Below are 22,611 nucleotides of genomic sequence, written 5' to 3'. Positions count from 1 at the left end.
AATGTATTTTTCTAAATAAGAAACAGATGGTTTAACCCAAAAAACACGTGCATCTGGAATAAAAAGATTTCCTCGCACCCAAAGAAATGTTTTATCCAAAAAAGTCTGTTTTTTCTTTTGCGGAAAAATACCTGAACTAATTTTCTTGGTTTTATTTTTCGAAAAAATGGAAGCCAATTGATAAGGCTCCCAAATTTTATTTTTTAAAACAATTACTTCATCTGATATTTCGCTTACCAACCCCTCATCAACAATTGGATAAGTTGGGTTTTCTGGAACATAAACTATTGGCTGCACATCAAATTCTGGCAAATATTTTACAAATTTCAGCCAACGCTGTACACCAGGCCCTCCCGCAGGTGGGAAATAATAGGTAATTATTAAAAGTTTTTTTTGTTCCAATGGAAATCAGTTTTCTATTTTAAAGTGCAAATTTAGAGTTTAGAAGTTCTAGGCCTCTTTTTTCTTGCTAGAATTTTTACTTTCAAAATAAATTCCACCAGCCAAAAGTAACAACATTCCGATAGAACTTATTAAAGTAATTGTTCCTCCAGTTTTAATAATTTGAGGCTCAAATTTGAATTCTATAGTGTGTTTTCCAGCAGGAATTTCCATAGCTCTTAGAACATAATCAACTGGGAAATGATCTGTTAATTTACCATCGATATAAGCGTTCCAACCATTTTTATAGTACATTTCAGAGAACACAGCTAAACCGTCTCCATTATTTTCCGATTTGTATTTGATATAATTTGGCTTATAAGTAACAACTTTAATAGTTCCTGTTGTATCAAAAGCTTTCTTTAATCTTGCATTTTGAAATTTGCTTTCATGCTCATGAACATTGAAAACTGCAACTTTCTTAGTATCTAAAGTATTCAAAGCTTTCATTACATCATCTGGTTTATTTACCAGTTTTACTGCACCTACGAACCAAGCATTTCCGTTAGCATCTGGATTAACAGCAGGAATTTGATTTCCGTCTTTATCCACTTGAATTACATACTTAACATTAAGCATATTAAGCACTTCAAGATTATTTTTAGCAATTTGATAATCGTACAATTGCTGCATTCTTCTCGGTCTTACAGCACTATAACCTCCAATAGTTTTATGGAAGTATGAAGATCTACCTTGCAATTGTCCTTGAAGATCAAATACGCGGTAAACAGAAGTGTCTTTTAATATTTGAGCATCTGCAGGTGTTTCTTGAAAAGGCGCTGCAATTTGAACTGGACTAACAAAATCTTTAGCAGAAACGTATTTTTTATCTACAAAGAACAAATCAAAAATCATTATAATTCCAATAACGATTAAAGTTGTAGTTTGAGAAAATCTGTTTTTAATAAACATCCATAACACTACAAATGTAACTACGATTAAGAACCCAGATCGTAATAAATCTGCATAATACATTGTCATTCTATCTTCTCTCAAAGCATCGACAAAACCTGGTCCGTAGCTTTCCAAATAAGCATTATCGTTCATTCCTGTAAAATGGAAGAAACTTTTAGCAATTAATAAAATAACAAGAATTCCTAAACCAAAAACTCCTGTTTGCAATAATGCTTTTTGCTGTAATTTTGGTTCGTCTTTAGCTTTAAAGAATGATTGTAATCCCATGACAGCTAAAACAGGGAAACATAATTCTAAAATAACTTGAATCGAAGATACTGCCCTAAATTTATCGTATAAAGGAACATATGCAATAAAGAAGTTTGTTAGCAAAGAGAAGTTTTTACCCCAAGAAAGCACTAAAGTGAAAAGCGCTCCAGCAAGGAAAACATATTTGATTTTTCTTTCGTCTATAAATAGCGCTAAAACGGCCAAAAAGAAAACTACTGCTCCAATATAAGCTGGCGCAGAAACAATTGGCTGATCTCCCCAATACGTTGGCATTCCTGAAACAAAATCCTGAGCTTGAGAGGCAGGAACTCCTTGCTCAACCATAAACGCATACATACGGCTGTCTGTACCAACGTTTTCATGGCTTGAACCTCCAAAAATTCTTGGAGCAATTAAATTTAAACTTTCTGCAATACCATAACTATATTCTGTAATATAATCTGTGGTCATAGAAGCAGTGGTTTCATTTTTAGATCCATCTGGATTAAAAGTCAACTCACTTTTATCTCTAATACTATATTTAGCATATTCATTTGTTGCCATTAAATTACCTGCATTTGCTCCTAAAGCAAAAATTCCAGCAACTAGCAAAACGCCACAAGAAATTAAAAGTCCTTTAAAATCTTTTTCTTTGATAAAATTATAAGCATAATAACCTGAAAGTATCAATAAGAAAATCAATAAATAATAGGTCATTTGGAAGTGATTGGCACTAATTTCTAATGCCACTGCAAACATGGTGAGCAGACCGCCCTTAATATACTTCTTCTGAAAGACGAGTATAAACCCAGCAATTACCAAAGGCATATAGGCAATAGCATGTGCTTTGGCATTATGCCCAACACCTAAAATAATAATCATATAAGTTGAAAAACCAAATGCAATTGAACCTATAAAAGCTTTCAAAGGATCTGTTTTTAAAACCAATAATAAGCCATAAAAACCAAGGAAATATAAAAATAAGTAATCTGCAGGACGCGGAAGAAAACGTAAAACGTCATCGACTTTACCAATAAAATCGTTCGGATAATTTGCTCCTAACTGATATGTTGGCATACCTCCAAAAGCAGAGTTTGTCCAATAAGGTTCAGCATTTTCCATTGCTCTAAAGTCATTTTGCTCTTTTGCCATTCCGGTGTATTGAGCAATATCAGACTGGAAGATTTGTTTTCCTTGTAGAACTGGATAAAAATAAATTAACGAAACAAAAATAAAGCCCAAGATAACAAGGGCATGCGGATAGAACTTATTTACTATTTTCAATTTTGGCTAGTTTGGGTTAAAATGAATCCTAAATTTTCAGGACACAAATCTAATCTATTTCTTCGTAATCGACATACTCTCCCACTTTTTTGGTTTCGCGCGGATTTTTAGCATTAGCAGTATTAATGATTATTTCATCATTAATATTTGTATTGCGATTGTTCTGATATGTATTGCCTTGATTATACTGCTGTTGTTGTCTTTGAAAATTTTCACTAGCATTTTCTACCGCCTTTTTAACCAATACTGGCAAAAAGATTCTAGCTAAAAATTTAAAAATGTAATAAAAAGCTATAACCCACATGATGGTTTTAAACAAACCTGAAAATGATGCTTCTTGCATAACTATATATTTTTTTCCAAAATTAATAAATCCATTTCTTAAAAATAAAATATGAATCTTAAATAAATAATAAAATATGTACATTTGAAATGCGTTATTATTTTTTAACCCAAAAAAATTTATATGTTCAAAATTAAAAACTTACTTGCCCCGGTACTTTTTTTTATTCCACAACTGTTTTTTGCGCAATATACTGACGTTATTAATTCCAATCGCCCAGGAGAAACCATGTCAGCATATGCTGTTGGAAAATCTGTAATTCAGGCCGAACTTGGCGTTTATGGCATTAAAGAAAAACACGATTTATTAGGATATGATGCAAGCGGATTTGGCACAGATCTTACCATTCGTTATGGAGCTTTTCTCGAACAATTAGAATTTATTGCCGACTTACAATACCAAACAGAAAGTTTTGACACTCCGTACATTAGCTACAAAAAAAACAACTTTAGACAAACGGTTTTAGGAGCTAAATACCTTATTTATGATCCTTATAAAAATTATAAAAGAGAAGTAAACATTTACAGCTATAAAGCCAATCGTAATTTTCAATGGCGAGAGTTAATTCCAGCTGTTTCTGTTTTCGCAGGTGCTAATTTTGTTGGAGCAAATAATCCTTATTACTTTTCTCCTGATGGTGCTATTTCTCCAAAGGTTTCGTTGATTACACAAAACTTATTGGGAGGCGGCGCTTGGGTTTTTGTAACCAATATTATTGCAGATTATATTGGAACAGACTATCCAAGTTACGGATATGTATTAACTTTGACGCACGGATTTAACGACAGATGGTCTGGTTTTGTTGAAAATCAAGGATATAAAAGCGATTTCTATAGCGATTCAATTCTTCGCGGAGGAGCTGCTTTCCTTCTTTCTTCCAACATGCAAGTTGATGCGTCGATAAGTACTAATTTTAAAAATACGCCATCTATTTTATATGGAGGCGTAGGTGTATCATGGCGCTATGACGGATGGTACAAAGAAAAACAAATTGAAAATAAAGCTGCAGACAGAGCTAAAAAGAATCCTGATAACGACAAAAAAGTTGATTATCAGGAAAAAGAAAGAAAACGTAAAGCAAAATACGAATAAAGCGTAAAATAACCCAGAGTCTTTTTATTAAGAACTCTCAATACCACCTTAATGATTACAATTAAAGAAGCCAAAAGCAAGAAAGAATTAACCGAATACATCAAATTTCCTTTTTCATTATACAAGGATAATCCGTATTGGGTGCCACCCATTATTTCAGACGAATTGGAATCTTTTGATAAAACCAAAAATCCCGCATTTGATAATGCTGAAGCTTATTTTTATTTAGCTTATAAGGACAATAAAATTGTTGGACGTATTACTGCTATCATCAATTGGGCTGAAGTTAACAATCAGCACAAGAGAAAAGTACGTTTTGGATGGTTTGATGTAATTGATGATATTGAGGTTACAAAAGCATTGCTTGAAAAAGTTTTTGAATTAGGAAGAAAACATAATTTAGAGCATGCTGAAGGACCAATGGGCTTCTCTAATTTAGATAAAGTAGGAGTTCTAACAGAAGGGTACGATCAAATTGGAACTATGATTACATGGTACAACCATGCTTATTATGTAACACATTTAGAACAATTAGGATTTCAGATTGAAAAACAATTTATCGAAAGTATATTTCCTTTCTCAAATGTAAAACCCGAGTTTTTTCAAAAAGCTCAAGAACTAATCAAAAAACGCTACGGATTAAAATCTCTTACGTTTACCAAAACAAAAGACATTATGCCTTATGTAGACGAAATGTTTGATTTGTTTAATGAATCTTACGAAAAACTAGCTTCATTCGTAGCAATTTCAGATGTTCAAAAAGAATATTTTAAAAAGAAATACATTAGCTTTATCAATCCAGAATACATTAAATTCGTTTTAGACAAAGACGATAAGCTAGTAGCTTTTAGTATTGTAATGCCAAGTTTTGTTGAAGCTTTACAGAAAATAAAAGGTAAATTATTTCCGTTTGGCTTTCTTCAATTATTAAAAGCTAGAAAGCATAGTAAAGATGTTGTTTTTTACCTTATCGGAGTTCATCCTGAATACCAAAATAAAGGTGTAACGGCTATTATTTTTGACGAATATTACAAAACATTTTCTGCCAAAGGAATTCAAACTTGTATTAGAACTCCAGAATTATTAGAAAACAATGCCATTCATTTACTTTGGAAAAACTTTAATCCAATTATTCACTGCCAGAGAAAAACTTATTTGAAGAATCTTTAATTTTAGTTTTCAGTCACAGCCGAAGTTATCACAATAAAAAAATCCATTCGCCCCCAAACGAATGGATTTTTCACTTTATAAAACACATCATTACTCTACTTTGCAATCCACTTTAACCAAAGTATTTTTGGCATCAAATTTTAGTTTTGATTTATCTTTAAAAGAAACTTTATTATTTGCTTCTACAACATCTCCATATCCTTCAATAAAAGTTCCATCTTTTTGTAGAAAAACAACTTCTCTTACAGAAGAAACTCCTTCTGAATTAAAAGTATAATCGGCAACTAAAGTATCACCTTTCATATTTCCTATTAAAGTTCCTTCGTTTTTATCTTTTCCAACCAAATTATAACTTAGTTTTCCGTTTACTTCCTGATGGGAATTAACATTAAAACTCATTTCTATTACGCTTCCATTAGATTTCCAAGCGTAGCATTGATCTCCAGCTGGTTCTAAAATTTCAGCTTCTTTTGGCGGACTTGGTGTAATTTGTACCGGTTCTGTTTTTGTTGTTTCTTTTTTACAAGAAGCAAAAATTGACAAGACAAGTACTGCTGTTAGTGTTAGTACTTTTTTCATAATTCCTCATTTTTATTTTGTGATTATGATATAAAGTTACCTCAAATAAAAAAAAATCCATTCGTAGAACAAATGGATTTTTTTACATAATTCCCATTTAAGAGAATCTATTTTTAGTGAAATTTACGAAACATCAACAGTTGTACGTTCAGCAATTTCTTTATAAGTTCCGTTAGTCAATTTCTCACGAATTGCCTCGAAAGCTGTTAAAGTCTCTTCGATATCTTCTAATGTGTGAGAAGCTGTAGGGATCATTCTTAATAAGATAATTCCTTTTGGAATAACTGGATAAACCACGATAGAAAGGAAAATACCATAATTTTCTCTTAAATCGTTTACCATCACCATTGCCTCAGGAATACTTCCTTCTAAGTAAACTGGTGTAATACAAGTATTTGTATCTCCAATATTAAATCCTTTTTCTTTAAGACCGTTTTGCAATGCATTTACGTTTTCCCAAAGTTTGTCTTTAATTGCAGAAGATTTACGTAATAACTCTAAACGTTTCAAAGAACCAATTGTTTGAATCATTGGTAAAGCTTTAGCAAACATTTGAGAACGTAAATTATATTTCAAATAATCGATAACTGTTTTATCAGCCGCTACGAAAGCTCCAATATTAGCCATAGATTTTGCAAAAGTAGAGAAATAAACATCGATTTCATCTTGAACCCCTTGCTCCTCACCTGCTCCAGCACCAGTTTTACCTAATGTACCAAATCCGTGAGCATCATCTACTAAAAGTCTGAAATTGTATTTTTCCTTTAAAGCAACGATTTCTTTTAATTTTCCTTGCTGTCCGCGCATTCCGAAAACACCTTCAGTAATAAATAAAATACCTCCGCCTGTTTCTTCTGCCATTTTAGTAGCACGCTGCAAGTTTTTCTCCATACTTTCCAAATCATTGTGTTTGTATGTAAAACGTTTACCCATGTGTAAACGAACACCATCAATGATACAAGCATGCGAATCTACATCATAAACAATAATATCATTTTTAGTAACCAAAGCATCAATAATAGACACCATTCCTTGGTAACCAAAATTCAATAAATAAGCAGATTCTTTCATTACAAAATCAGCCAATTCATTTTCTAATTGTTCATGATACGTAGTGTGTCCAGACATCATACGAGCTCCCATCGGATAAGCTGCACCAAACTGAATTGCTGCATCCGTATCTGCCTGACGAACTTCTGGATGATTAGCTAAACCTAAATAATCATTTAAACTCCAGTTTAAAATATTTTTTCCGTGAAATTGCATTCTAGGACCCAACTCTCCTTCTAACTTTGGGAAAACATAATAACCTTCTGCTTGAGAAGCCCATTTTCCTAAAGGTCCTTTATTGTCCTGAATTCTTTCGAATAAATCTTTTACCATAATATATGTAGTAATTTTTTTTACTTTATCAGCGAGCAAAAATAATCAATATTAATTTAAAATGAAGAGCCTCAATTATTTTTATTGAAAAATATTATGCTATCATAAAATAGTAAGATTTTACTCATATTAAATTAATACCCAAAAAGCCTTTAGCTCTGTAATGAGGTAAAAACATGATTAATATCATAATAAAAGACAATTAAGTCTTTTATTTTTGTTTAGAAATTTAACACAAAATTAAATCTAAATATATCATGAAAAGAACTAACAAAACCTGGATTAAAACAAGCGTTCTTATGTGCTCGTTATTTATGCTACTAATTTTAGGGAGCTGTAAAAAAGAAGAAACCAAAAATTATGCAGATATTATAACTGAAGGTGAAATGGATGCAGAACTTACATCGCCTCCTCACGTTCCGAAACCAGTCGGAAACAGAACGGCGATGAAACTAAAACTAAACATGGAAATTAAGGAACAAGAAGGTACAATGACTGATGGTGTAAAATATACCTATTGGACATTTGGAGGTTCTGTTCCAGGGAGCTTTATTAGAACGCGTGTTGGTGATGAAGTTGAATTTCACTTAAAAAATCATCCTGATAATAAACTGCCTCACAATATTGATTTGCATGCCGTAACTGGTCCAGGTGGTGGAGCAACTTCTTCTCTTGTAGCACCGGGACACGAAAAAGTTTTTAGCTTTAAAGTGATAAATCCTGGATTGTATGTGTATCACTGTGCGACAGCTCCTGTGGGAATGCACATTGCAAATGGTATGTATGGATTGATTTTAGTTGAACCAGAAGGCGGACTTCCACCTGTTGATAAAGAATATTATGTAATGCAGGGTGATTTTTACACTCAAGGTGAATATGGCGCAAAAGGTCTTCAGCCGTTTGATATGAACAAAGCCGTAAAAGAAACTCCAGATTATGTTGTTTTTAACGGAAAAGTAGGTTCTTTAACCAATGGAAATGAATTAACAGCAAAAGTTGGAGAAACTGTTCGTCTGTTTGTTGGAAATGGAGGACCAAACTTAGTTTCTTCTTTCCACGTTATTGGAGAAATTTTTGACAGTGTTCACATAGAAGGCGGAAGTGTTGTAAATAAAAATGTCCAAACAACTTTAATTCCTGCAGGTGGCGCTGCTATTGTAGACTTTAAAGTTGAAACTCCTGGAACTTTCATCTTAGTTGACCACTCTATTTTTAGAGCATTTAATAAAGGTGCGTTAGGAATGTTGAAAGTGGAAGGAAAAGAAAACAAAAACATTTATTCTGGAACAATCCAAGAAGGTATTTATTTACCAGAAGGAGGAACAATACAGAAAATGCCTGGAACAGCAGCAGCAAAAGTTACTGTTCCAAAACGTACAGTCGAAGAGAAAGTTAAAATTGGAAAAGAAATTTTTGGAACAACTTGTTTTGCTTGCCACCAATCTGAAGGACAAGGAATTCCGAGCACTTTCCCTCCTTTAGCAAAATCAGATTATTTAAATGCCGATTCTAAACGCGCTATTAAAACAATCCTACACGGTTTAACTGGAGAAGTAACCGTTAACGGAAAAAAATACAACAACGTAATGCCTGCTCAGAATTTATCTGATGATGAAATCGCAAATGTTCTAACCTACATTTACAGCAGTTGGGGAAATAATAAAACAGAAGTTACACCAGAAATGGTAAAAGCTTTAAGATAACAGCAAAACTTCTAGCATGAAAAAACACCTTTTCATACTTACAATTCTCTTTTTCTCTGCAGTTAGTGTCATGAAAGCTCAGGAAAAAGGAATGGTTTTCATAAAAGAGGGATCTTTTGTCCCTCTTTATGGAGCCGTTTCTAAAAATCCTGTAACGGTAAATTCTTTTTACATAGACATTTATCCTATAACAAATAGTGAGTTTTTAGAATTTGTCAAAAAAAATCCTTCTTATCAAAAATCAAAAATTAAAGGAATTTTTGCCGATAAAAGCTATTTGTCGTATTGGCCAACTGATTTTGATTTTGGAAATGCCAAACCCAAATCGCCAGTAACAAGCGTTTCTTGGTTTGCTGCAAAAAAATACTGCGAGTGCCAAGGAAAACGTTTAGCTACAATGGATGAATGGGAATATGTGGCAATGGCTGACACTAAAAAAATAGATGCCAGAACCAAAAAAGAATTCAACGAATACATTTTGTCTTGGTACGAGAAATCGAAAACGTACGAAAATGAGATTGGAAAAACATTCAAAAATTACTGGGGAGTTTACGACATGCACGGTTTAGTTTGGGAATGGACATCTGATTTCAACAGTATTTTTTTATCAGGAGAATCTAGAAAAGACAAAAGCACTGACAAAAATCTTTTCTGCGGAAGCGGATCAGTTAATGCTTCCGATTTAATGGATTATGCGGCTTTTATGCGCTATGCATTTAGAGGAAGCTTGAAAGCGCAATATTCAACACGAAATCTTGGCTTTAGATGTGCTAGCACAACAAAACCAAAAATCTAATTTAAAATTAGTTTACAATGAAAAAAATAGCAATTGCTTTTCTTCTCCTATTCTCTTTTTACAGCTGTAAAGAATCTGATAAAAAAGAGGTTAAGGCAGAAACAAAAAAAGAAATCAGTGATTTATCGATTTATAATCTGCCATCAAAATGGACAACGCAAAATGGAAAAGATATTGAATTAAAATCGCTTAGAGGAAATGTTCTCGTAATGGTAATGATTTACACAAGCTGTAAAGCGGCATGCCCTAGATTAGTTGCCGATATGCGAGATATTGAATCAAAACTGGAAAAACAAACAAAAGAGCATGTCAAATTGATTTTGGTAAGTATTGATCCAAATACAGATACTCCTGAAAAATTAAAATCGTTTGCAATTGAAAATAAAATGAATCAAGATCCTTGGATTTTTCTTCGTTCATCTGAAGAAAATACAAGAGAGTTTGCGGCAGTTTTGGCTGTCAATTACAAAAAAATCTCTCCAATAGATTTTTCGCACTCTAATATTATTAGCGTTTTTAATCCAGAAGGAGAATTGGTTTTTCAGCAGGAAGGTTTAGGTGTAAATAATGAAAAAACAATTGAAACCATAAATCAAGAAGCAGCAAAAATATAGATATTTAAATAGGTTAATTAGTAAGAAACAAGAGTAGGTTTATGATAAAATCGGCTCTTGTTTTTTATTTATATAAGAAGCCAAGTTAAGCTTCGGAGAAGCGAACTATTTATAGAAAAATCTAAATCATCTACATAGAAAGCTCCAGCGGAGCGAAATATTTATCAGGTTAACAAATTATAATCCTAATATGATTGTATAAATATATCGCTCCGCTGGAGCTCTTTATCTTCGTCAAACATTTTCTATAAATATTTCACTTCTCCGAAGCTTTACAATATCTCATCCCTCTGCTATAAATATGCCGTTCGCAGGGACTTACTTACTATGACAATATGATTTTCGTTTAATTATTGAACTCATCATTAAAACCAATCCCAAAACCAAAAAAATACTCAATATCAAAATACTTTGAAAATATCCTAGAAGAGTTCCTTTTCCAAAAAAGAAAAACCAGCCTTGCAGAAACAATAAAACTTCTGTCAAAATATATCCTGAAATAAAACACTTCACTCCTATTTTCAATATTCGAGAGTGAGCAGAAAGCATTTTATTCTGCAATAAAATTCCAAACAAAAATCCTGTTATGATTCCCAAAGTGGTTAAATGGATAAAACCAATTACAAAATTTCTGATTTGATGCGAAACTTCAGCTAAATTTGGAAAAAGAGTCAGTAATTGAATTCCGACTTTCAAAAACAAAGAACACAAAGCCAAACCGTAAACTATTTTAGTCGTTTCATTTAATGTGTTTTTGAAATCACTGATTTGTGGTTTTAGCATTTTATAGAAATAAATAAAAGCCATTAACTGAATTAAAACTCCCAAAACATTGATGTAACTCAAAACATCATTTTCTATAAACCATCGCACAGGAAAACAAACGGTTAAAAGTGTAGAAACAATAATCAAAAAGTAAAACTTTTTAAACTTTACCTCATCAATTTTATTTTGAAATTGTTTTAAAAACAAAGCCAGAATTGCCAATATGAACCAGCCATTAAACTGAAAATGTAGAAAAAACTGAATCGCAATCTGATAAAAAGCGCTTTGTTTTCCTAATGTGCTCACAGCTGGACCAAGACACGAGACGCCACAAGTAGATAAAACCATAAACAGAATCGAAACCAATAAAAGTCTCCGTGATGGAGATTTATCCCTAAAACAATCTTTCCAAACCAAACGGCAAAAAACATAACTAAGTAAAATATGTATAGTTGAAAATGCAATCGAAAACAAAGCATATCCCTGAATCGGAAAAGCAATCATCATTCCGATTACTGAAAATTCTGTTAGCCAGAATAAACGATTATAAATTGGTTTCTGACTTTTTTCTTTCGGAATAAAAAAATGAACAACCAAAACATAAACGATCAAATAAACCCAGCCCAACATGGCAACATGCGAATGTGCATGAAGTAGAAAACTATAATTTAAAAAATCTAAAGGAAACAGATACATAAACCGCATTAACAATCCGAAAACACAGGCAATCAGAAAATTAAAAAAACAGCATAGTATCCAAGCTTTTTGAGAATTCATATTGTAACTTTTTAAACATATAAAATTATTAAACCATATAAGTAATTTAAGAAATTATAAGTCTGTTTTAAATGAACTTATATTACTTATATGGTTCAAATAAAAAACACCGATAATTAACACTTTACAAGATTATTACCGATGTTTTCGAACTATTAAAATTAACCTTTATTCTACTTCAACAAAGTCTTTTTCTAGCGTCACAGCTTTTGGAAATAAGATATTATTTTCCAAATGAATATGTTTGTGTAAATCTGCTTCAAACTCTTTCAGCATAGCAAAAGTCACTCTGTAAGTCGTACAAGCATCTGCTGGCGGAGTGTAATTATCGGTCAACGCAGCGATTTCTCTAAAACGCTCGCCTTCATTATCGTGTTCGTGCATCATCATTGCAATCGGATTAGATACAGTTCCGAAAGATGGCTGAGATAAAATCCCATCAGAATCTTTGGTTTTTACCATTCTTTTTACAAATGGAAATAAAATCAATTCCTCTTTTTTCATGTGCTGAGATAATTCGCCCGCACAGCCAATAAACAATTCGTTTATCTTAAATAATTCAGGATGATTTGCTCCATGAACTTTACACAATTTATCTAAAAACGGAAGCAAAACGTTTGTTTTTTCTTCTACATAACGGTGATGTGTTTTCTCAATATAGTCTGCCAATAAATCCAATGGCCATGCATTGAAATCGATGCTTCCACTGTTTTCTGATTGTACAACCTGCAATACATTTTCTAATAAAGCATCTGCATCTATATTCTGTTTTTCGCAGACTTCAGAAACTGTTCTATTTCCTTTGCAGCAAAAATCTATTCTATATTTTGAAAAAACTGCAGCTGTTCTAAAGTCCTCAGCTACAAATGATCCTATAGTTTTGTTTTTTAAATTTTCCATGATAATCAATTTATATTTTTTGTGTTTTATTTTTTGTTTTTTAATGTCAGTTCAAATACAAACCAAGCCATCGTTATAAACCCGATTCCGAAAATTGAATCTCCAATTGCGCGAAGCCATTTTAAAGTAATCATCGCTGGCTGCTGCATTAATTCTGATGAACGAGCATACCACATTCCGTGACTGATACTTTCAATTGCCTGCCAAACTCCAATTGGTAATAAACTCAAGATTGCCATTAGAAATAAACCAATATTTAAAGACCAGAAAGTAATTTTAAGCAGTTTAGTGTTCCAGCTTACATTTCTATATAAACTTCTCAACACGAATAATACTAAACCAATTCCAAGCATTCCGTACACTCCGAACAATGCCGTATGTCCATGTAAAGGCGTTGTGTTTAATCCTTGAACATAATACAAGGCAATTGGCGGATTAATAATGAATCCGAAGATTCCGGCACCAAGGAAATTCCAAAAGGCAACAGAAATCATAAAATAAATCGGCCATTTGTAATCTGCAATCCATTGTGTTGATTTTGAGATTTTATAGTTTTGATACGCTTCAAATCCTATTAAAGTCAGCGGAACCACTTCTAAAGCGCTAAATGTTGCTCCTAAAGCCATAATTGCTGTTGGCGTTCCTGAGAAATACAAATGGTGGAAGGTTCCTAAAATACCTCCAGACATGAAAATAATGGTTGCAAAAAGCACATTTAAAGTAGCGGTTTTTGTTTTTAATAATCCCAAACGAACAAACAGAAACGCAATTACCACTGTTGCAAATACTTCAAAGAAACCTTCAACCCAAAGGTGAACTACCCACCATCTCCAATATTCAGCAATAGCTAAATTAGTCTGTCTTCCCCACATTAATCCAGCTCCGTAAAACATCGCGATTGCAGTACAAGAAACTAAGAACAAAATGATTAAGTTTTTCTCCTCTGTTTTTTTCTTTAAAACTGGAAGTAATGGACGAATCATTAAAGCGAGCCATAAAAACAATCCAACTAAAAGGAAAATCTGCCAGAAACGGCCTAAATCAACATATTCGTAACCTTGATGTCCGAACCAGAAATTTTGAACTAAATTTAATTTCTGCATTACTCCAAACCATTGTCCAGCCATTGAACCTAAAACAATAATCAACAGTGCAACAAACAAGAAGTTGACACCAAAACATTGAAATTTAGGATCTTTACCCGAAACCGCTGGAGCGATATACAATCCTGTTGCTAACCAAGCCGTAGCAATCCAGAAAATCGCCAATTGTGTGTGCCATGTACGCGTTACAGCATAAGGAAGAATTTTATCAATCGGGATTCCATATAAACCATTTCCTTCTACTCCGTAATGCGCTGTTATGATTCCAAAAACCATTTGCAGAACCATCAACAAACTCACAATCCAGAAATATTTGGTCACCAATCCCATCGATTTTGTTTTGCCTTGCTTGATAAGCGGATCTTCTTTTGGAAGCGGAAATTCTTCTTCTTCACCCGATTTTGCGTGATAGAAAACTAAGATTCCGACACTCAAAATCAGTAAAATGATACTTACTCCAGACCAAGCTAAAAGTTCAGTTGTGGCGGTATTTCCAACCAATTCATCTGACGGCCAGTTGTGTGTATACGAAATATCTCCATTAGGACGATTGGTAACTGTTGCCCAAGTTGCCCAGAAGAAAAAGGCATTCATTTTATGCATTCTCTCCACATCTTTAATCGAGTTCTTCGGAATCGCATATTCTTCTCTCAACTTATCAAATTGAGGATCATTTGTAAAAAGTCCTTTATAATATTCGCTCAAATACTCAATTGCGGCCAAACGGTTTTCAGAAATGGTGAGCACTCCTGTCTCAGCATCGTATCGATTGGTTCTTAAATCTTTCTGCAAACGAACCTTAAGAGCCGATTGTTTTTCGGCGTCTAATTCATCATATTTTTGATTAAAATCTTTCTTAGCATAAATATCCAATATAAAAACGGCTTCTCTATGCAACCAATCCGCGGTCCAGTCTGGGGCCACATAAGCGCCATGCCCCCAGATAGATCCCACTTCCTGGCCACCTATACTTTGCCAGATATTTTGTCCGTCTTTAATTTCGCTTTCGCTAAAAACGGCTTTACCAGAATCGGTTACAATCTCTTTTGGAACTGGCGGAGCCTGCTGATAAATTTCGTAACCATAATAACCCAGCACTGTAAATGATATACACATTACCAATGCAAATACTATCCATAATTTTTTTTCTCTTTTCATTTCTCTTGGGGGAAAACTCATTAATAAAAGACAAAATTATCTTTTATTTGTTTTTAAAAAAACTCCAAACCTATTTCAAGCATTTGGAGTCTTTGTAATTTATTCAACAATTAATACACCTTTCATCATGGCTACGTGACCAGGGAAAGAGCAAATAAATGGGTATGATCCTTTTTTATCAATTGTAAACTCGATTGTATCTTCTTCTCCACCACCAATTAATTTAGTGTGTGCAATGATTGAAGCTTTTTCAGATTCTGGAATATAATCAGTTGCTTTGGCATCGTTAGCTTTTAAAGCAAAAGCTGCTTGGTCTGTTCCTTCTTGCAAAATCACTAAATTGTGTCCCATTGCTTCTTTCGGGATTTTACCAACGTGTTTCAAAGTCAATTTGATTGGTTTTCCGGCAACAGCTTTCAATTCATTTACATTAAATTGCATTTGGTCATTTCCTTCAATAACTAAAACATTTTCCTCTGTGGCTGCAGCTGCTGGAGCTTGTTCGCCTTCAGTAGACGTTTCGGTTGTTTCTGTCGGTTCAGCTGGAGTAGTTTCTTTTTTACCGCAAGAAGTAACTGCTAAAAATCCCATTAGGATTAATACTGAAATTTTGGTTTTTGTATTCATTTTTAAGATATTAAATAATATTAATTGTTCGCATTTGTTGCTTTAAGAAAGAAATCTCCAGATTTTACATCAGAAGCTAGCTGTTCTAAAGTTGTATTTTTAAGCATTTCTAACAAAAGTCCTCTTATTTTCTTGAACTCGTGATGTACAGGGCAAGGATGTTCTTCTGAGCATTCTTTCAATCCGATTCCACAGCCGCTGTAGATTTTATTTCCGTCAATAGCATCTACAATCTGAATTAATTTTATGTTTTTTGATGCTTCTGGCGAAACTTCAAATCCGCCCCCAACTCCTTTTGCCGAATGAATTATACCACTTTTGGTTAAAATCTGCATAATCTTGGCTGTAAATGGTTCTGGCGAATCAATTTCTTTCGCAACATCTTTTATTCCAACCCTAATCCCTTTAGAAGATTTGGTTGCAATAAATATTGAAGCTCTTATTCCGTACTCACACGCTTTTGAAAACATACATCCTTAATTAATTCCACACAAAGATATACAGGTTTTAAATAAAAGACAAATTTATCTTTAATTATTTTTCTAAAGATCAAATATTATTTATAATGAAACTAATTAGTGTCAATAATTACACATATTCATCATTCAATTCTTATAAAAACCAATTTTAATTTTAACTTTGAGAGTATTAAATTTTAAATATTTAACAAATGCCTTTAAGCAATTCAAAAGATTTAAAGCTGGCAGTCCTTATTGATGCAGACAATGTGCCATATAGCAATGTAAAAGGCATGATGGAAGAAATTGCAAAACTTGGAACGCCAACTACGAAAAGGATTTATGCCGATTGGACAAAACCAAATGCAAATGGCTGGAAAGGTGTTTTATTAGAACATGCTATTACACCTATTCAACAATATAGTTACACAGTTGGAAAAAATTCATCAGATTCTGCTCTAATTATTGATGCAATGGATTTGCTTTATTCTGGAAAATTAGATGGTTTTTGCATTGTTTCCAGCGACAGCGATTTTACACGTCTTGCCATTCGACTTCGTGAATCGGGCATGAAAGTAATTGGCATTGGAGAAAAGAAAACGCCAAACTCGTTTATTGTGGCCTGCGACCGATTTATTTATATTGAGGTTTTGGATGGAGCTATTCAAAAGAAAAAACCTAAAACAACCACTACTGATACCAAAAAGCCAATTGAAAAACCTGCCGAGAAAGCACTTCATAAAATTGACAAACAGACTATTGAGCTGATTGAAGCTACTATCGAAGATATTGAAGATGACGATGGTTGGGCATTTTTGGGTGATGTCGGGAATCTGATCGTCAAGAAAAAACCCGAATTTGACCCTCGAAACTATGGTTTCTCTAAATTGACACCAATGCTTAAATCATTGACTGATATTCTGGAAATCGACGAAAGAGAGTCAGACAAAAAAGGAATCAAGCACGTTTATGTACGTCTAAGATTCAACTAATTATCACATTTATTACCTATTTAATTTTTTAAAAACATGAGAAAAAAATTCTTTATTTACGGATTCTTATTGTTTCTAATTGTTGCTGCAATTTATTACTATACTGGACGAGGTTATTTGCTCGTATTTATTATCCCAATCTTACTAATTGTAGGAGTTTATAATGCATCTCAAGAAAAACACGCTATTTTAAGAAACTTTCCGGTTCTAGGTTATTTCAGATATTTATTTGAAATGATCGCGCCTGAGATTCAGCAATATTTTATTGAAAGATCTACAGATGGAAAACCTTTTTCTAGAAATCAGCGCTCCTTAGTATACCAAAGAGCAAAAAATATTGATTCGAGCACACCTTTCGGAACACAATTAAACTTAAATACAGAAAACTACGAAGGAATCAAACATTCTATTTTTCCAGCAAAAGTAAACGAAGAATTGCCTCGAGTTATAGTTGGAGGAAAAGATTGCAAACAGCCTTATTCTGCTTCTTTATTTAATGTTTCGGCAATGAGTTTTGGTTCGTTGAGCGAACATGCAGTTCGCGCCATTAATATTGGAGCAAAAAAAGGGAATTTCTACCAAAACACAGGAGAAGGTGGATTAACTGAATTTCACCTTGCCGGTGGCGGAGATATTACTTGGCAAATTGGTACAGGATATTTTGGCTGTCGTGATGCCGAAGGAAATTTTAGTCCTGAAAATTTCTCAGAAAAAGCAAATCTTCCAAATGTAAAGATGATCGAGATTAAAATTTCTCAAGGTGCAAAACCAGGTCATGGAGGTGTGTTACCTGCGGCTAAAAACACAGAGCAGATTGCTAAAATTAGAGGCGTTGTGCCACATACTATGATTCTTTCTCCTCCAGGTCATCATGCTTTTTCTGATGCTAATGGACTAATTCAATTTATAAAACAATTACGTAATTTATCTAACGGAAAACCAATTGGCTTTAAATTATGTATTGGTAATACTGAAGAGTTTGAAGCAATCTGCCAAGAGATGATCAACGAAGATACCTATCCCGATTTTATCACTGTCGATGGTGCAGAAGGTGGAACTGGAGCTGCTCCTCTTGAATTCGCAGACGGTGTCGGAATGCCTTTTGAACCTGCTTTGATTTTTGTGAATAAAACTTTGGTACGTTTAGGTATTCGCGATAAAATGCGCATTATTGGAAGCGGAAAAATCATTTCGGGTTACTCTATTTTGCACGCAATTGCACTTGGAGCAGATATGTGCAACAGCGCGAGAGGGTTTATGTTTTCTTTAGGTTGCATTCAAGCTTTACGCTGTCATAATAACGAATGTCCAACGGGAGTTGCAACACAGAACAAAATGCTAATGAAAGGTTTGGTAGTCACAGACAAATCTGAAAGAGTGTATCACTTCCATAAAAATACGCTTCATGCTGCAAATGAGCTTTTAGCAGCAGCAGGAAAAACATCATTTGCAGATGTTGACATTAATATTTTTATGAGAGGAGATGAGTTTACCAACTTGTCAGAACTTTATTTTCCTGATAATTTGAAAAACGTTACTCAGTTCTCATAAAAAAAAATCCTCTTCAAATGAAGAGGATTTTTTTTTTATGCATAATTTTCAATTATAATTTTGCCGTTTCTTTTCCTGCTTTTGCTCTTCCTTCTAAAACCGCTAACTCATCTTGATCTACTACTTCTTGGGCTAAAATAGCATTATTATAAGCTAAAAAATAGACGTCAAATTTTACTCCTTCAGCGATAAGAGAAGAAGAAATCTGATCATTCTTAATCATCTCTTTTAATAGGTCTGGAAAAGATTCTTTGTAGGCTAGTTTATTTGCATCGTTTTCTTCTAAATTAGTTTCAATTCTAATTTCGATTTTATTGTCATTTAGAAAAGCTTTTGCTGATGTACTCGTAATTCCGCTTCCTTTTATAGAGACAGAATTATTGTAATTACTTACATGTTCCTGTATTTTTTGCTTGGTATTTTTACAGCTTACTAAGAATAATGCAAAAGCTAAAGCAAATGCGATTTGGGTAATTTTTTTCATAATTTTTTGGTTTAATAGTTATTTTTTAACTCAAACATAATTAATTCATAACACAAAAACAATATTCAATTACAAAAATCACACACACAATTCTTTGAATACAAACCAATTACCTGCTCAAAAAGAGGGATATTTGTAAGAATAAAACGTTTATTACACACTTAACTTTTAGTCGTAAACATAAAAAAGTCTCTTTAAAATTTATTTAAAGAGACTTTCAATATGTAAGAATTAAAATAATTTGTATTTCTACAAAACTCTATTTATTATTTCAAAAAATCTTTAAGCGATTCGCCCGTTAGTGTTTCTTTATCTAAAACAGTATTATCATCTGCTAGAAAATAGACATCAAATTGAACCCCTTCTTCTATTAATTGTCTTGGGATCTCGTCTTTATCGATCATCAATTTTATTAATTTTGGAAAAGAAATAACAGCTGCCGACTTATTTGCTTCATTTTGTTCTAAATCGGTTTCAAAACGCAACTCTATTTTATCATCGTTAATATAACCTCTTGCTGTAGTAAGTGTTACATTTTCAGCTCTAAAACTTGGCGCAATAGTTTTGTTGTAAGTTACAACATACTCTTGAAGTTTTTGTTTGGCATTTTTACAGCTCGCAAGCATTAATACCATCATTATTGCAAAGGCAATTTGGCTTATTTTTTTTATCATGACTTTAGTTTTTAAACTAAATACAATTTAGTCATTATATTTGATATTATTTGTCAATTTCAATTAAGATAGACTTTTACTTTCTATAAATCCTTATTTTTTCTGCTTCATATTTTGAAGTAAAAAGTCTAAAGCTTTCGTTTTTACTAGATCTCTAGAAAGTGTACTGCTCTCAAATTCAAAAAATGTCTGATAATCTCTTCCTTTGCCTTGAAAAGCCAATGCATAACCGTTGAAAGTTTTATTTTCTTTAGAAATCTGATATGAAATAGCCTTTGTCATACCTATAGTATTTTCAACTTTAAACTTCTTAAGATTACTATACTTTTTCAAACTTTTAAAGCCGTTTTCTATACTTTCTTTAGTTTCAAAATCGTGAATAAAAATAGTCAGATTTCGAGGAGATTTAATTGCCATTCGCAATGAATCATCATGATTGTTTTGCAAATAGTATTCTTTCGGTACATTTAACTGAGTCTTTATATCAATAAAAACTACAGAGTCTCTTTTAAGTTTGCTAAATCCGTAATCATTCTGTTCCATAATTGAAAGACTGTCTAAAGCACCATAATTTTTGTAAAACAAATTATTTGAGCGTCTATTCTTTTCAAACTGTGCAATTTGATTGTTGACTTCTCTTTGCTTCATTAGTTCTTCAGCCTTTTCTTGGGTGATAACATAAGGGCTGAGATCGCTGTTAACCAAACTATTACTATTCCTGTTACTATTTGAACAGGTAGAGATAAGCCTAAGTAAGCTTATTATAATAAAAATGACACCTAGAACTGTTCTCCAGCTTGTTGATTCGCTGCTCATTATAGTTGAAGATCTTTTTCTGTTAAAACTAAAGTATTAATCATTTTACCTTTAGCATTAAAATATTCATATTTAATATCTTTAATACCATAGCGCTGTATCATAGAAGCTACTTTTTGAATCTGACCTTGTCTTAATATACTTTCTTTAACTAAAGAATTAGCTGTATTATTTTTTAGTATTTCAATTATATCATCTGGCATCTCTACCTGATAAACAAGTTGGTTTTTATCATTATGATAAATTTTCAAAACCTTGCTGCCATCACTATTTTTTAATGGCATATTCCTGTTCATCATTACTAACATCTCTCCAAGCTCAGAACCTCCATTAGGTGTTACTGATTCAACAGAAACTACTGGTTTACCAGCATTCTTTTTAATAAGTTCATCAAGTTCTTTCTTATCTATTTCAAATTCAGCAATTGATGTATTATCGCTACCAAGAAAATCAACTTTGATAACAACTCCATCTTCAATTAGACCTTTTATTTCTCTATCTGTCGAAAACATTTCTTTTAAGAAGTTAGGAAACAGCTGCGTATACATAGATTTATTTTCAGCATTTGATTCTATTATAGTTTCCATCGTAATTTCTATTCTTTTTTGATCTAGAAATGCCTTTGCTTCAGTTGAAGTAATGATGTCATTACTAAAATTAGCCGCCGATTTATTATAAGAATTTACAAATGCTTGAATATTTTGTTTAGTATCTCTACAGCCTGAAAAAGACAGCAAAAGAGTTAAAACAAATAAGATTTGGGTAATTTTTCTAATCATAGCTTATTTTTTTAGGTTTAAATTGTAAATATTTTACTGCAAAAATAATTAATATTACCGCTTTCGCAAATGTTTTTAAACCAATAAACTATTTTAGTTTCTGAAGTCTTAAAAGTGCTTCAAGATAATAATAATCTGCGTAATTTATAGAACAATCGATCTCACTGTTTGCTGGTTTATGTCCTGTTGAATGCAATAAAAATGCTGAATTAACATCATGACTCTGATAATGATCTGAAAGCGAAACGATCATCTTTTTAGCTTTTGTCAAATATTCAGCTTTTAAATTCTTGTCTTTTGTGTACGAACTTAATTCTAAAAGTGCAGATGAAACAATCGCCGCAGCCGAAGCATCTCGAGGTTCGTTTGGAATATTTGGCGCATTAAAATCCCAATACGGAATTAAATCTTCTGTTGTTAATTTATCCAAGTAAACACGCGCTAATTTATGGGCAAAATCTAAAAACTTAACGTCTTTTGTTTCCCTGTAAGTCATTGTAAAACCGTAAATCGCCCATGCTTGGCCACGCGCCCACATACTATCATCACTATATCCTTGGGCTGTTCTTCCTTTTATCTTTTTTCCCGTTTCGAAATCGTAAATGATTACGTGATAAGAAGTATTATCTGGTCTAAAATGATTTGCCATTGTGGTTTCGGCATGCTTTACAGCTATGTCGTATAAATTTTTACTTCCGCCATTTTTTGAAGCCCAAAACAAAAGCTCTAAATTCATCATATTGTCGATAATCGTATTATGGCCCCCCATTTTATTGTGAGGCCAAGATTGTATTGTTCCCACTTTCGGATTAAAAAGTGTGGCAAGCGTATCGGCAGTTTTTAGAATGATTTCTTTGTATTCCTTATTTTTAGTCAATCGATATCCGTTTCCAAAACTATTGAAAACCTGAAAACCTAAATCATGATCTGCAGCTTTTGTAACCGATAAAGGCGTTAA

21 protein-coding genes and 1 pseudogene are annotated in these 22,611 nt (G+C 32.9%); 7 read left to right on the top strand and 15 right to left on the bottom strand.

Annotated elements, in window-relative coordinates:
- The 3 genes and pseudogenes from B3J44_RS15485 to B3J44_RS15475 form a co-directional block, all read right to left on the bottom strand.
- Positions 1-402: pseudogene (locus tag B3J44_RS15485) on the bottom strand (glycosyl transferase family 1); the annotation flags it as partial.
- Between the two features lie 48 nt (positions 403-450).
- Positions 451-2,889 (bottom strand): YfhO family protein, encoded by a 2,439-nt coding sequence (locus tag B3J44_RS15480; RefSeq protein ID WP_286969459.1) that lies wholly within the window; start codon positions 2,887-2,889, stop codon positions 451-453.
- A 49-nt stretch (positions 2,890-2,938) separates the two neighbouring features.
- Complete coding sequence (locus B3J44_RS15475; protein ID WP_414654811.1) at positions 2,939-3,316, bottom strand: DUF4834 family protein; 378 nt, start codon at positions 3,314-3,316, stop codon at positions 2,939-2,941.
- Positions 3,317-3,355: 39 nt separating this feature from the next.
- On the opposite strand from B3J44_RS15475, the gene B3J44_RS15470 reads away from it, so the two are divergent.
- Both B3J44_RS15470 and B3J44_RS15465 read left to right on the top strand, forming a co-directional pair.
- Positions 3,356-4,324: a transporter gene (locus tag B3J44_RS15470; protein WP_198857057.1), complete on the top strand. Its 969-nt coding sequence runs from the start codon at positions 3,356-3,358 to the stop codon at positions 4,322-4,324.
- A 51-nt stretch (positions 4,325-4,375) separates the two neighbouring features.
- Positions 4,376-5,494 carry a GTP cyclohydrolase gene (locus B3J44_RS15465; protein WP_286969456.1) on the top strand — a complete coding sequence of 373 codons (1,119 nt, stop codon included), beginning with the start codon at positions 4,376-4,378 and terminating at the stop codon, positions 5,492-5,494.
- 90 nt (positions 5,495-5,584) lie between these two features.
- Here B3J44_RS15465 and B3J44_RS15460 read toward each other — a convergent pair whose 3' ends face one another.
- On the bottom strand, positions 5,585-6,073 hold the full coding sequence (locus B3J44_RS15460) for a hypothetical protein (RefSeq protein WP_198857055.1): 489 nt from the start codon (positions 6,071-6,073) through the stop codon (positions 5,585-5,587).
- 123 nt (positions 6,074-6,196) lie between these two features.
- The gene (locus B3J44_RS15455; RefSeq protein ID WP_286969454.1) at positions 6,197-7,456 is read right to left on the bottom strand and encodes an aminotransferase class I/II-fold pyridoxal phosphate-dependent enzyme; all 1,260 of its coding nucleotides are present in this window, start codon (positions 7,454-7,456) and stop codon (positions 6,197-6,199) included.
- A 257-nt stretch (positions 7,457-7,713) separates the two neighbouring features.
- On the opposite strand from B3J44_RS15455, the gene nirK reads away from it, so the two are divergent.
- Genes nirK through B3J44_RS15440 form a run of 3 tightly spaced genes read left to right on the top strand, consistent with a single transcriptional unit; the run spans position 7,714 to position 10,569 of the window.
- Complete coding sequence (gene nirK / locus B3J44_RS15450) at positions 7,714-9,159, top strand: copper-containing nitrite reductase (protein ID WP_286969451.1); 1,446 nt, start codon at positions 7,714-7,716, stop codon at positions 9,157-9,159.
- Between the two features lie 16 nt (positions 9,160-9,175).
- Positions 9,176-9,955 carry a formylglycine-generating enzyme family protein gene (locus B3J44_RS15445; RefSeq protein ID WP_286969449.1) on the top strand — a complete coding sequence of 260 codons (780 nt, stop codon included), beginning with the start codon at positions 9,176-9,178 and terminating at the stop codon, positions 9,953-9,955.
- A gap of 17 nt (positions 9,956-9,972) precedes the next feature.
- The gene (locus tag B3J44_RS15440) at positions 9,973-10,569 is read left to right on the top strand and encodes an SCO family protein (protein WP_286969446.1); all 597 of its coding nucleotides are present in this window, start codon (positions 9,973-9,975) and stop codon (positions 10,567-10,569) included.
- Positions 10,570-10,887: 318 nt separating this feature from the next.
- Here the strand turns inward: B3J44_RS15440 and B3J44_RS15435 are convergent, their stop codons facing one another.
- From B3J44_RS15435 to B3J44_RS15415, 5 genes are all read right to left on the bottom strand, one after another.
- Complete coding sequence (locus tag B3J44_RS15435) at positions 10,888-12,111, bottom strand: hypothetical protein (protein WP_286969444.1); 1,224 nt, start codon at positions 12,109-12,111, stop codon at positions 10,888-10,890.
- A gap of 168 nt (positions 12,112-12,279) precedes the next feature.
- Positions 12,280-13,011: an iron-sulfur cluster repair di-iron protein gene (gene ric / locus B3J44_RS15430; protein ID WP_286969442.1), complete on the bottom strand. Its 732-nt coding sequence runs from the start codon at positions 13,009-13,011 to the stop codon at positions 12,280-12,282.
- A gap of 26 nt (positions 13,012-13,037) precedes the next feature.
- Positions 13,038-15,272, bottom strand: coding sequence for a nitric-oxide reductase large subunit (locus B3J44_RS15425; RefSeq protein ID WP_286969440.1), 2,235 nt, complete (start codon positions 15,270-15,272; stop codon positions 13,038-13,040).
- Positions 15,273-15,371: 99 nt separating this feature from the next.
- Positions 15,372-15,899 carry an azurin gene (gene azu, locus B3J44_RS15420; protein WP_286969437.1) on the bottom strand — a complete coding sequence of 176 codons (528 nt, stop codon included), beginning with the start codon at positions 15,897-15,899 and terminating at the stop codon, positions 15,372-15,374.
- Positions 15,900-15,919: 20 nt separating this feature from the next.
- On the bottom strand, positions 15,920-16,369 hold the full coding sequence (locus B3J44_RS15415) for an RrF2 family transcriptional regulator (RefSeq protein WP_286969434.1): 450 nt from the start codon (positions 16,367-16,369) through the stop codon (positions 15,920-15,922).
- A gap of 200 nt (positions 16,370-16,569) precedes the next feature.
- Here B3J44_RS15415 and B3J44_RS15410 point away from each other — a divergent pair, with 200 nt between their 5' ends.
- Together B3J44_RS15410 and B3J44_RS15405 are read left to right on the top strand one after the other, a co-directional pair.
- A complete protein-coding gene (locus B3J44_RS15410; RefSeq protein ID WP_198857046.1) occupies positions 16,570-17,349 on the top strand; it encodes an NYN domain-containing protein in 780 nt (259 codons plus the stop codon).
- A gap of 36 nt (positions 17,350-17,385) precedes the next feature.
- Entirely contained in the window at positions 17,386-18,900 is a 1,515-nt protein-coding gene (locus B3J44_RS15405; protein WP_286969432.1) for an FMN-binding glutamate synthase family protein, read from the top strand.
- Between the two features lie 52 nt (positions 18,901-18,952).
- Here the strand turns inward: B3J44_RS15405 and B3J44_RS15400 are convergent, their stop codons facing one another.
- From B3J44_RS15400 to B3J44_RS15380, 5 genes are all read right to left on the bottom strand, one after another.
- Complete coding sequence (locus tag B3J44_RS15400) at positions 18,953-19,384, bottom strand: hypothetical protein (protein ID WP_286969430.1); 432 nt, start codon at positions 19,382-19,384, stop codon at positions 18,953-18,955.
- Between the two features lie 266 nt (positions 19,385-19,650).
- Positions 19,651-20,058 carry a hypothetical protein gene (locus B3J44_RS15395; RefSeq protein ID WP_286969427.1) on the bottom strand — a complete coding sequence of 136 codons (408 nt, stop codon included), beginning with the start codon at positions 20,056-20,058 and terminating at the stop codon, positions 19,651-19,653.
- A 93-nt stretch (positions 20,059-20,151) separates the two neighbouring features.
- Entirely contained in the window at positions 20,152-20,874 is a 723-nt protein-coding gene (locus B3J44_RS15390) for a hypothetical protein (RefSeq protein WP_286969424.1), read from the bottom strand.
- Positions 20,874-21,653: a hypothetical protein gene (locus B3J44_RS15385; RefSeq protein ID WP_198857041.1), complete on the bottom strand. Its 780-nt coding sequence runs from the start codon at positions 21,651-21,653 to the stop codon at positions 20,874-20,876. Before B3J44_RS15385 ends, B3J44_RS15390 begins: the two co-directional genes overlap by 1 nt.
- 88 nt (positions 21,654-21,741) lie before the next feature.
- Positions 21,742-22,611, bottom strand: an 870-nt coding sequence (locus B3J44_RS15380; RefSeq protein WP_286969421.1) for a glycoside hydrolase family 88 protein, incomplete at its 5' end; no start/stop codon positions are given.

It is taken from the genome of Flavobacterium sp. UBA4854, assembly GCF_002399805.1.
Lineage (GTDB): Bacteria > Bacteroidota > Bacteroidia > Flavobacteriales > Flavobacteriaceae > Flavobacterium > Flavobacterium ginsengisoli.
Note: the sequence above shows the minus strand (reverse complement) of the source record. Positions and strands in the feature narration are given on the sequence as shown.

Bases quoted from the DNA above. Each gene is read 5' to 3' on its own strand.
- B3J44_RS15475 (WP_414654811.1), bottom strand. From the start codon at position 3,316: ATGTACATATTTTATTATTTATTTAAGATTCATATTTTATTTTTAAGA.
- B3J44_RS15470 (WP_198857057.1), top strand. From the start codon at position 3,356: ATGTTCAAAATTAAAAACTTACTTGCCCCGGTACTTTTTTTTATTCCA.
- B3J44_RS15465 (WP_286969456.1), top strand. From the start codon at position 4,376: ATGATTACAATTAAAGAAGCCAAAAGCAAGAAAGAATTAACCGAATAC.
- B3J44_RS15460 (WP_198857055.1), bottom strand. From the start codon at position 6,073: ATGAAAAAAGTACTAACACTAACAGCAGTACTTGTCTTGTCAATTTTT.
- B3J44_RS15455 (WP_286969454.1), bottom strand. From the start codon at position 7,456: ATGGTAAAAGATTTATTCGAAAGAATTCAGGACAATAAAGGACCTTTA.
- nirK (WP_286969451.1), top strand. From the start codon at position 7,714: ATGAAAAGAACTAACAAAACCTGGATTAAAACAAGCGTTCTTATGTGC.
- B3J44_RS15445 (WP_286969449.1), top strand. From the start codon at position 9,176: ATGAAAAAACACCTTTTCATACTTACAATTCTCTTTTTCTCTGCAGTT.
- B3J44_RS15440 (WP_286969446.1), top strand. From the start codon at position 9,973: ATGAAAAAAATAGCAATTGCTTTTCTTCTCCTATTCTCTTTTTACAGC.
- B3J44_RS15435 (WP_286969444.1), bottom strand. From the start codon at position 12,111: ATGAATTCTCAAAAAGCTTGGATACTATGCTGTTTTTTTAATTTTCTG.
- ric (WP_286969442.1), bottom strand. From the start codon at position 13,011: ATGGAAAATTTAAAAAACAAAACTATAGGATCATTTGTAGCTGAGGAC.
- B3J44_RS15425 (WP_286969440.1), bottom strand. From the start codon at position 15,272: ATGAAAAGAGAAAAAAAATTATGGATAGTATTTGCATTGGTAATGTGT.
- azu (WP_286969437.1), bottom strand. From the start codon at position 15,899: ATGAATACAAAAACCAAAATTTCAGTATTAATCCTAATGGGATTTTTA.
- B3J44_RS15415 (WP_286969434.1), bottom strand. From the start codon at position 16,369: ATGTTTTCAAAAGCGTGTGAGTACGGAATAAGAGCTTCAATATTTATT.
- B3J44_RS15410 (WP_198857046.1), top strand. From the start codon at position 16,570: ATGCCTTTAAGCAATTCAAAAGATTTAAAGCTGGCAGTCCTTATTGAT.
- B3J44_RS15405 (WP_286969432.1), top strand. From the start codon at position 17,386: ATGAGAAAAAAATTCTTTATTTACGGATTCTTATTGTTTCTAATTGTT.
- B3J44_RS15400 (WP_286969430.1), bottom strand. From the start codon at position 19,384: ATGAAAAAAATTACCCAAATCGCATTTGCTTTAGCTTTTGCATTATTC.
- B3J44_RS15395 (WP_286969427.1), bottom strand. From the start codon at position 20,058: ATGATAAAAAAAATAAGCCAAATTGCCTTTGCAATAATGATGGTATTA.
- B3J44_RS15390 (WP_286969424.1), bottom strand. From the start codon at position 20,874: ATGAGCAGCGAATCAACAAGCTGGAGAACAGTTCTAGGTGTCATTTTT.
- B3J44_RS15385 (WP_198857041.1), bottom strand. From the start codon at position 21,653: ATGATTAGAAAAATTACCCAAATCTTATTTGTTTTAACTCTTTTGCTG.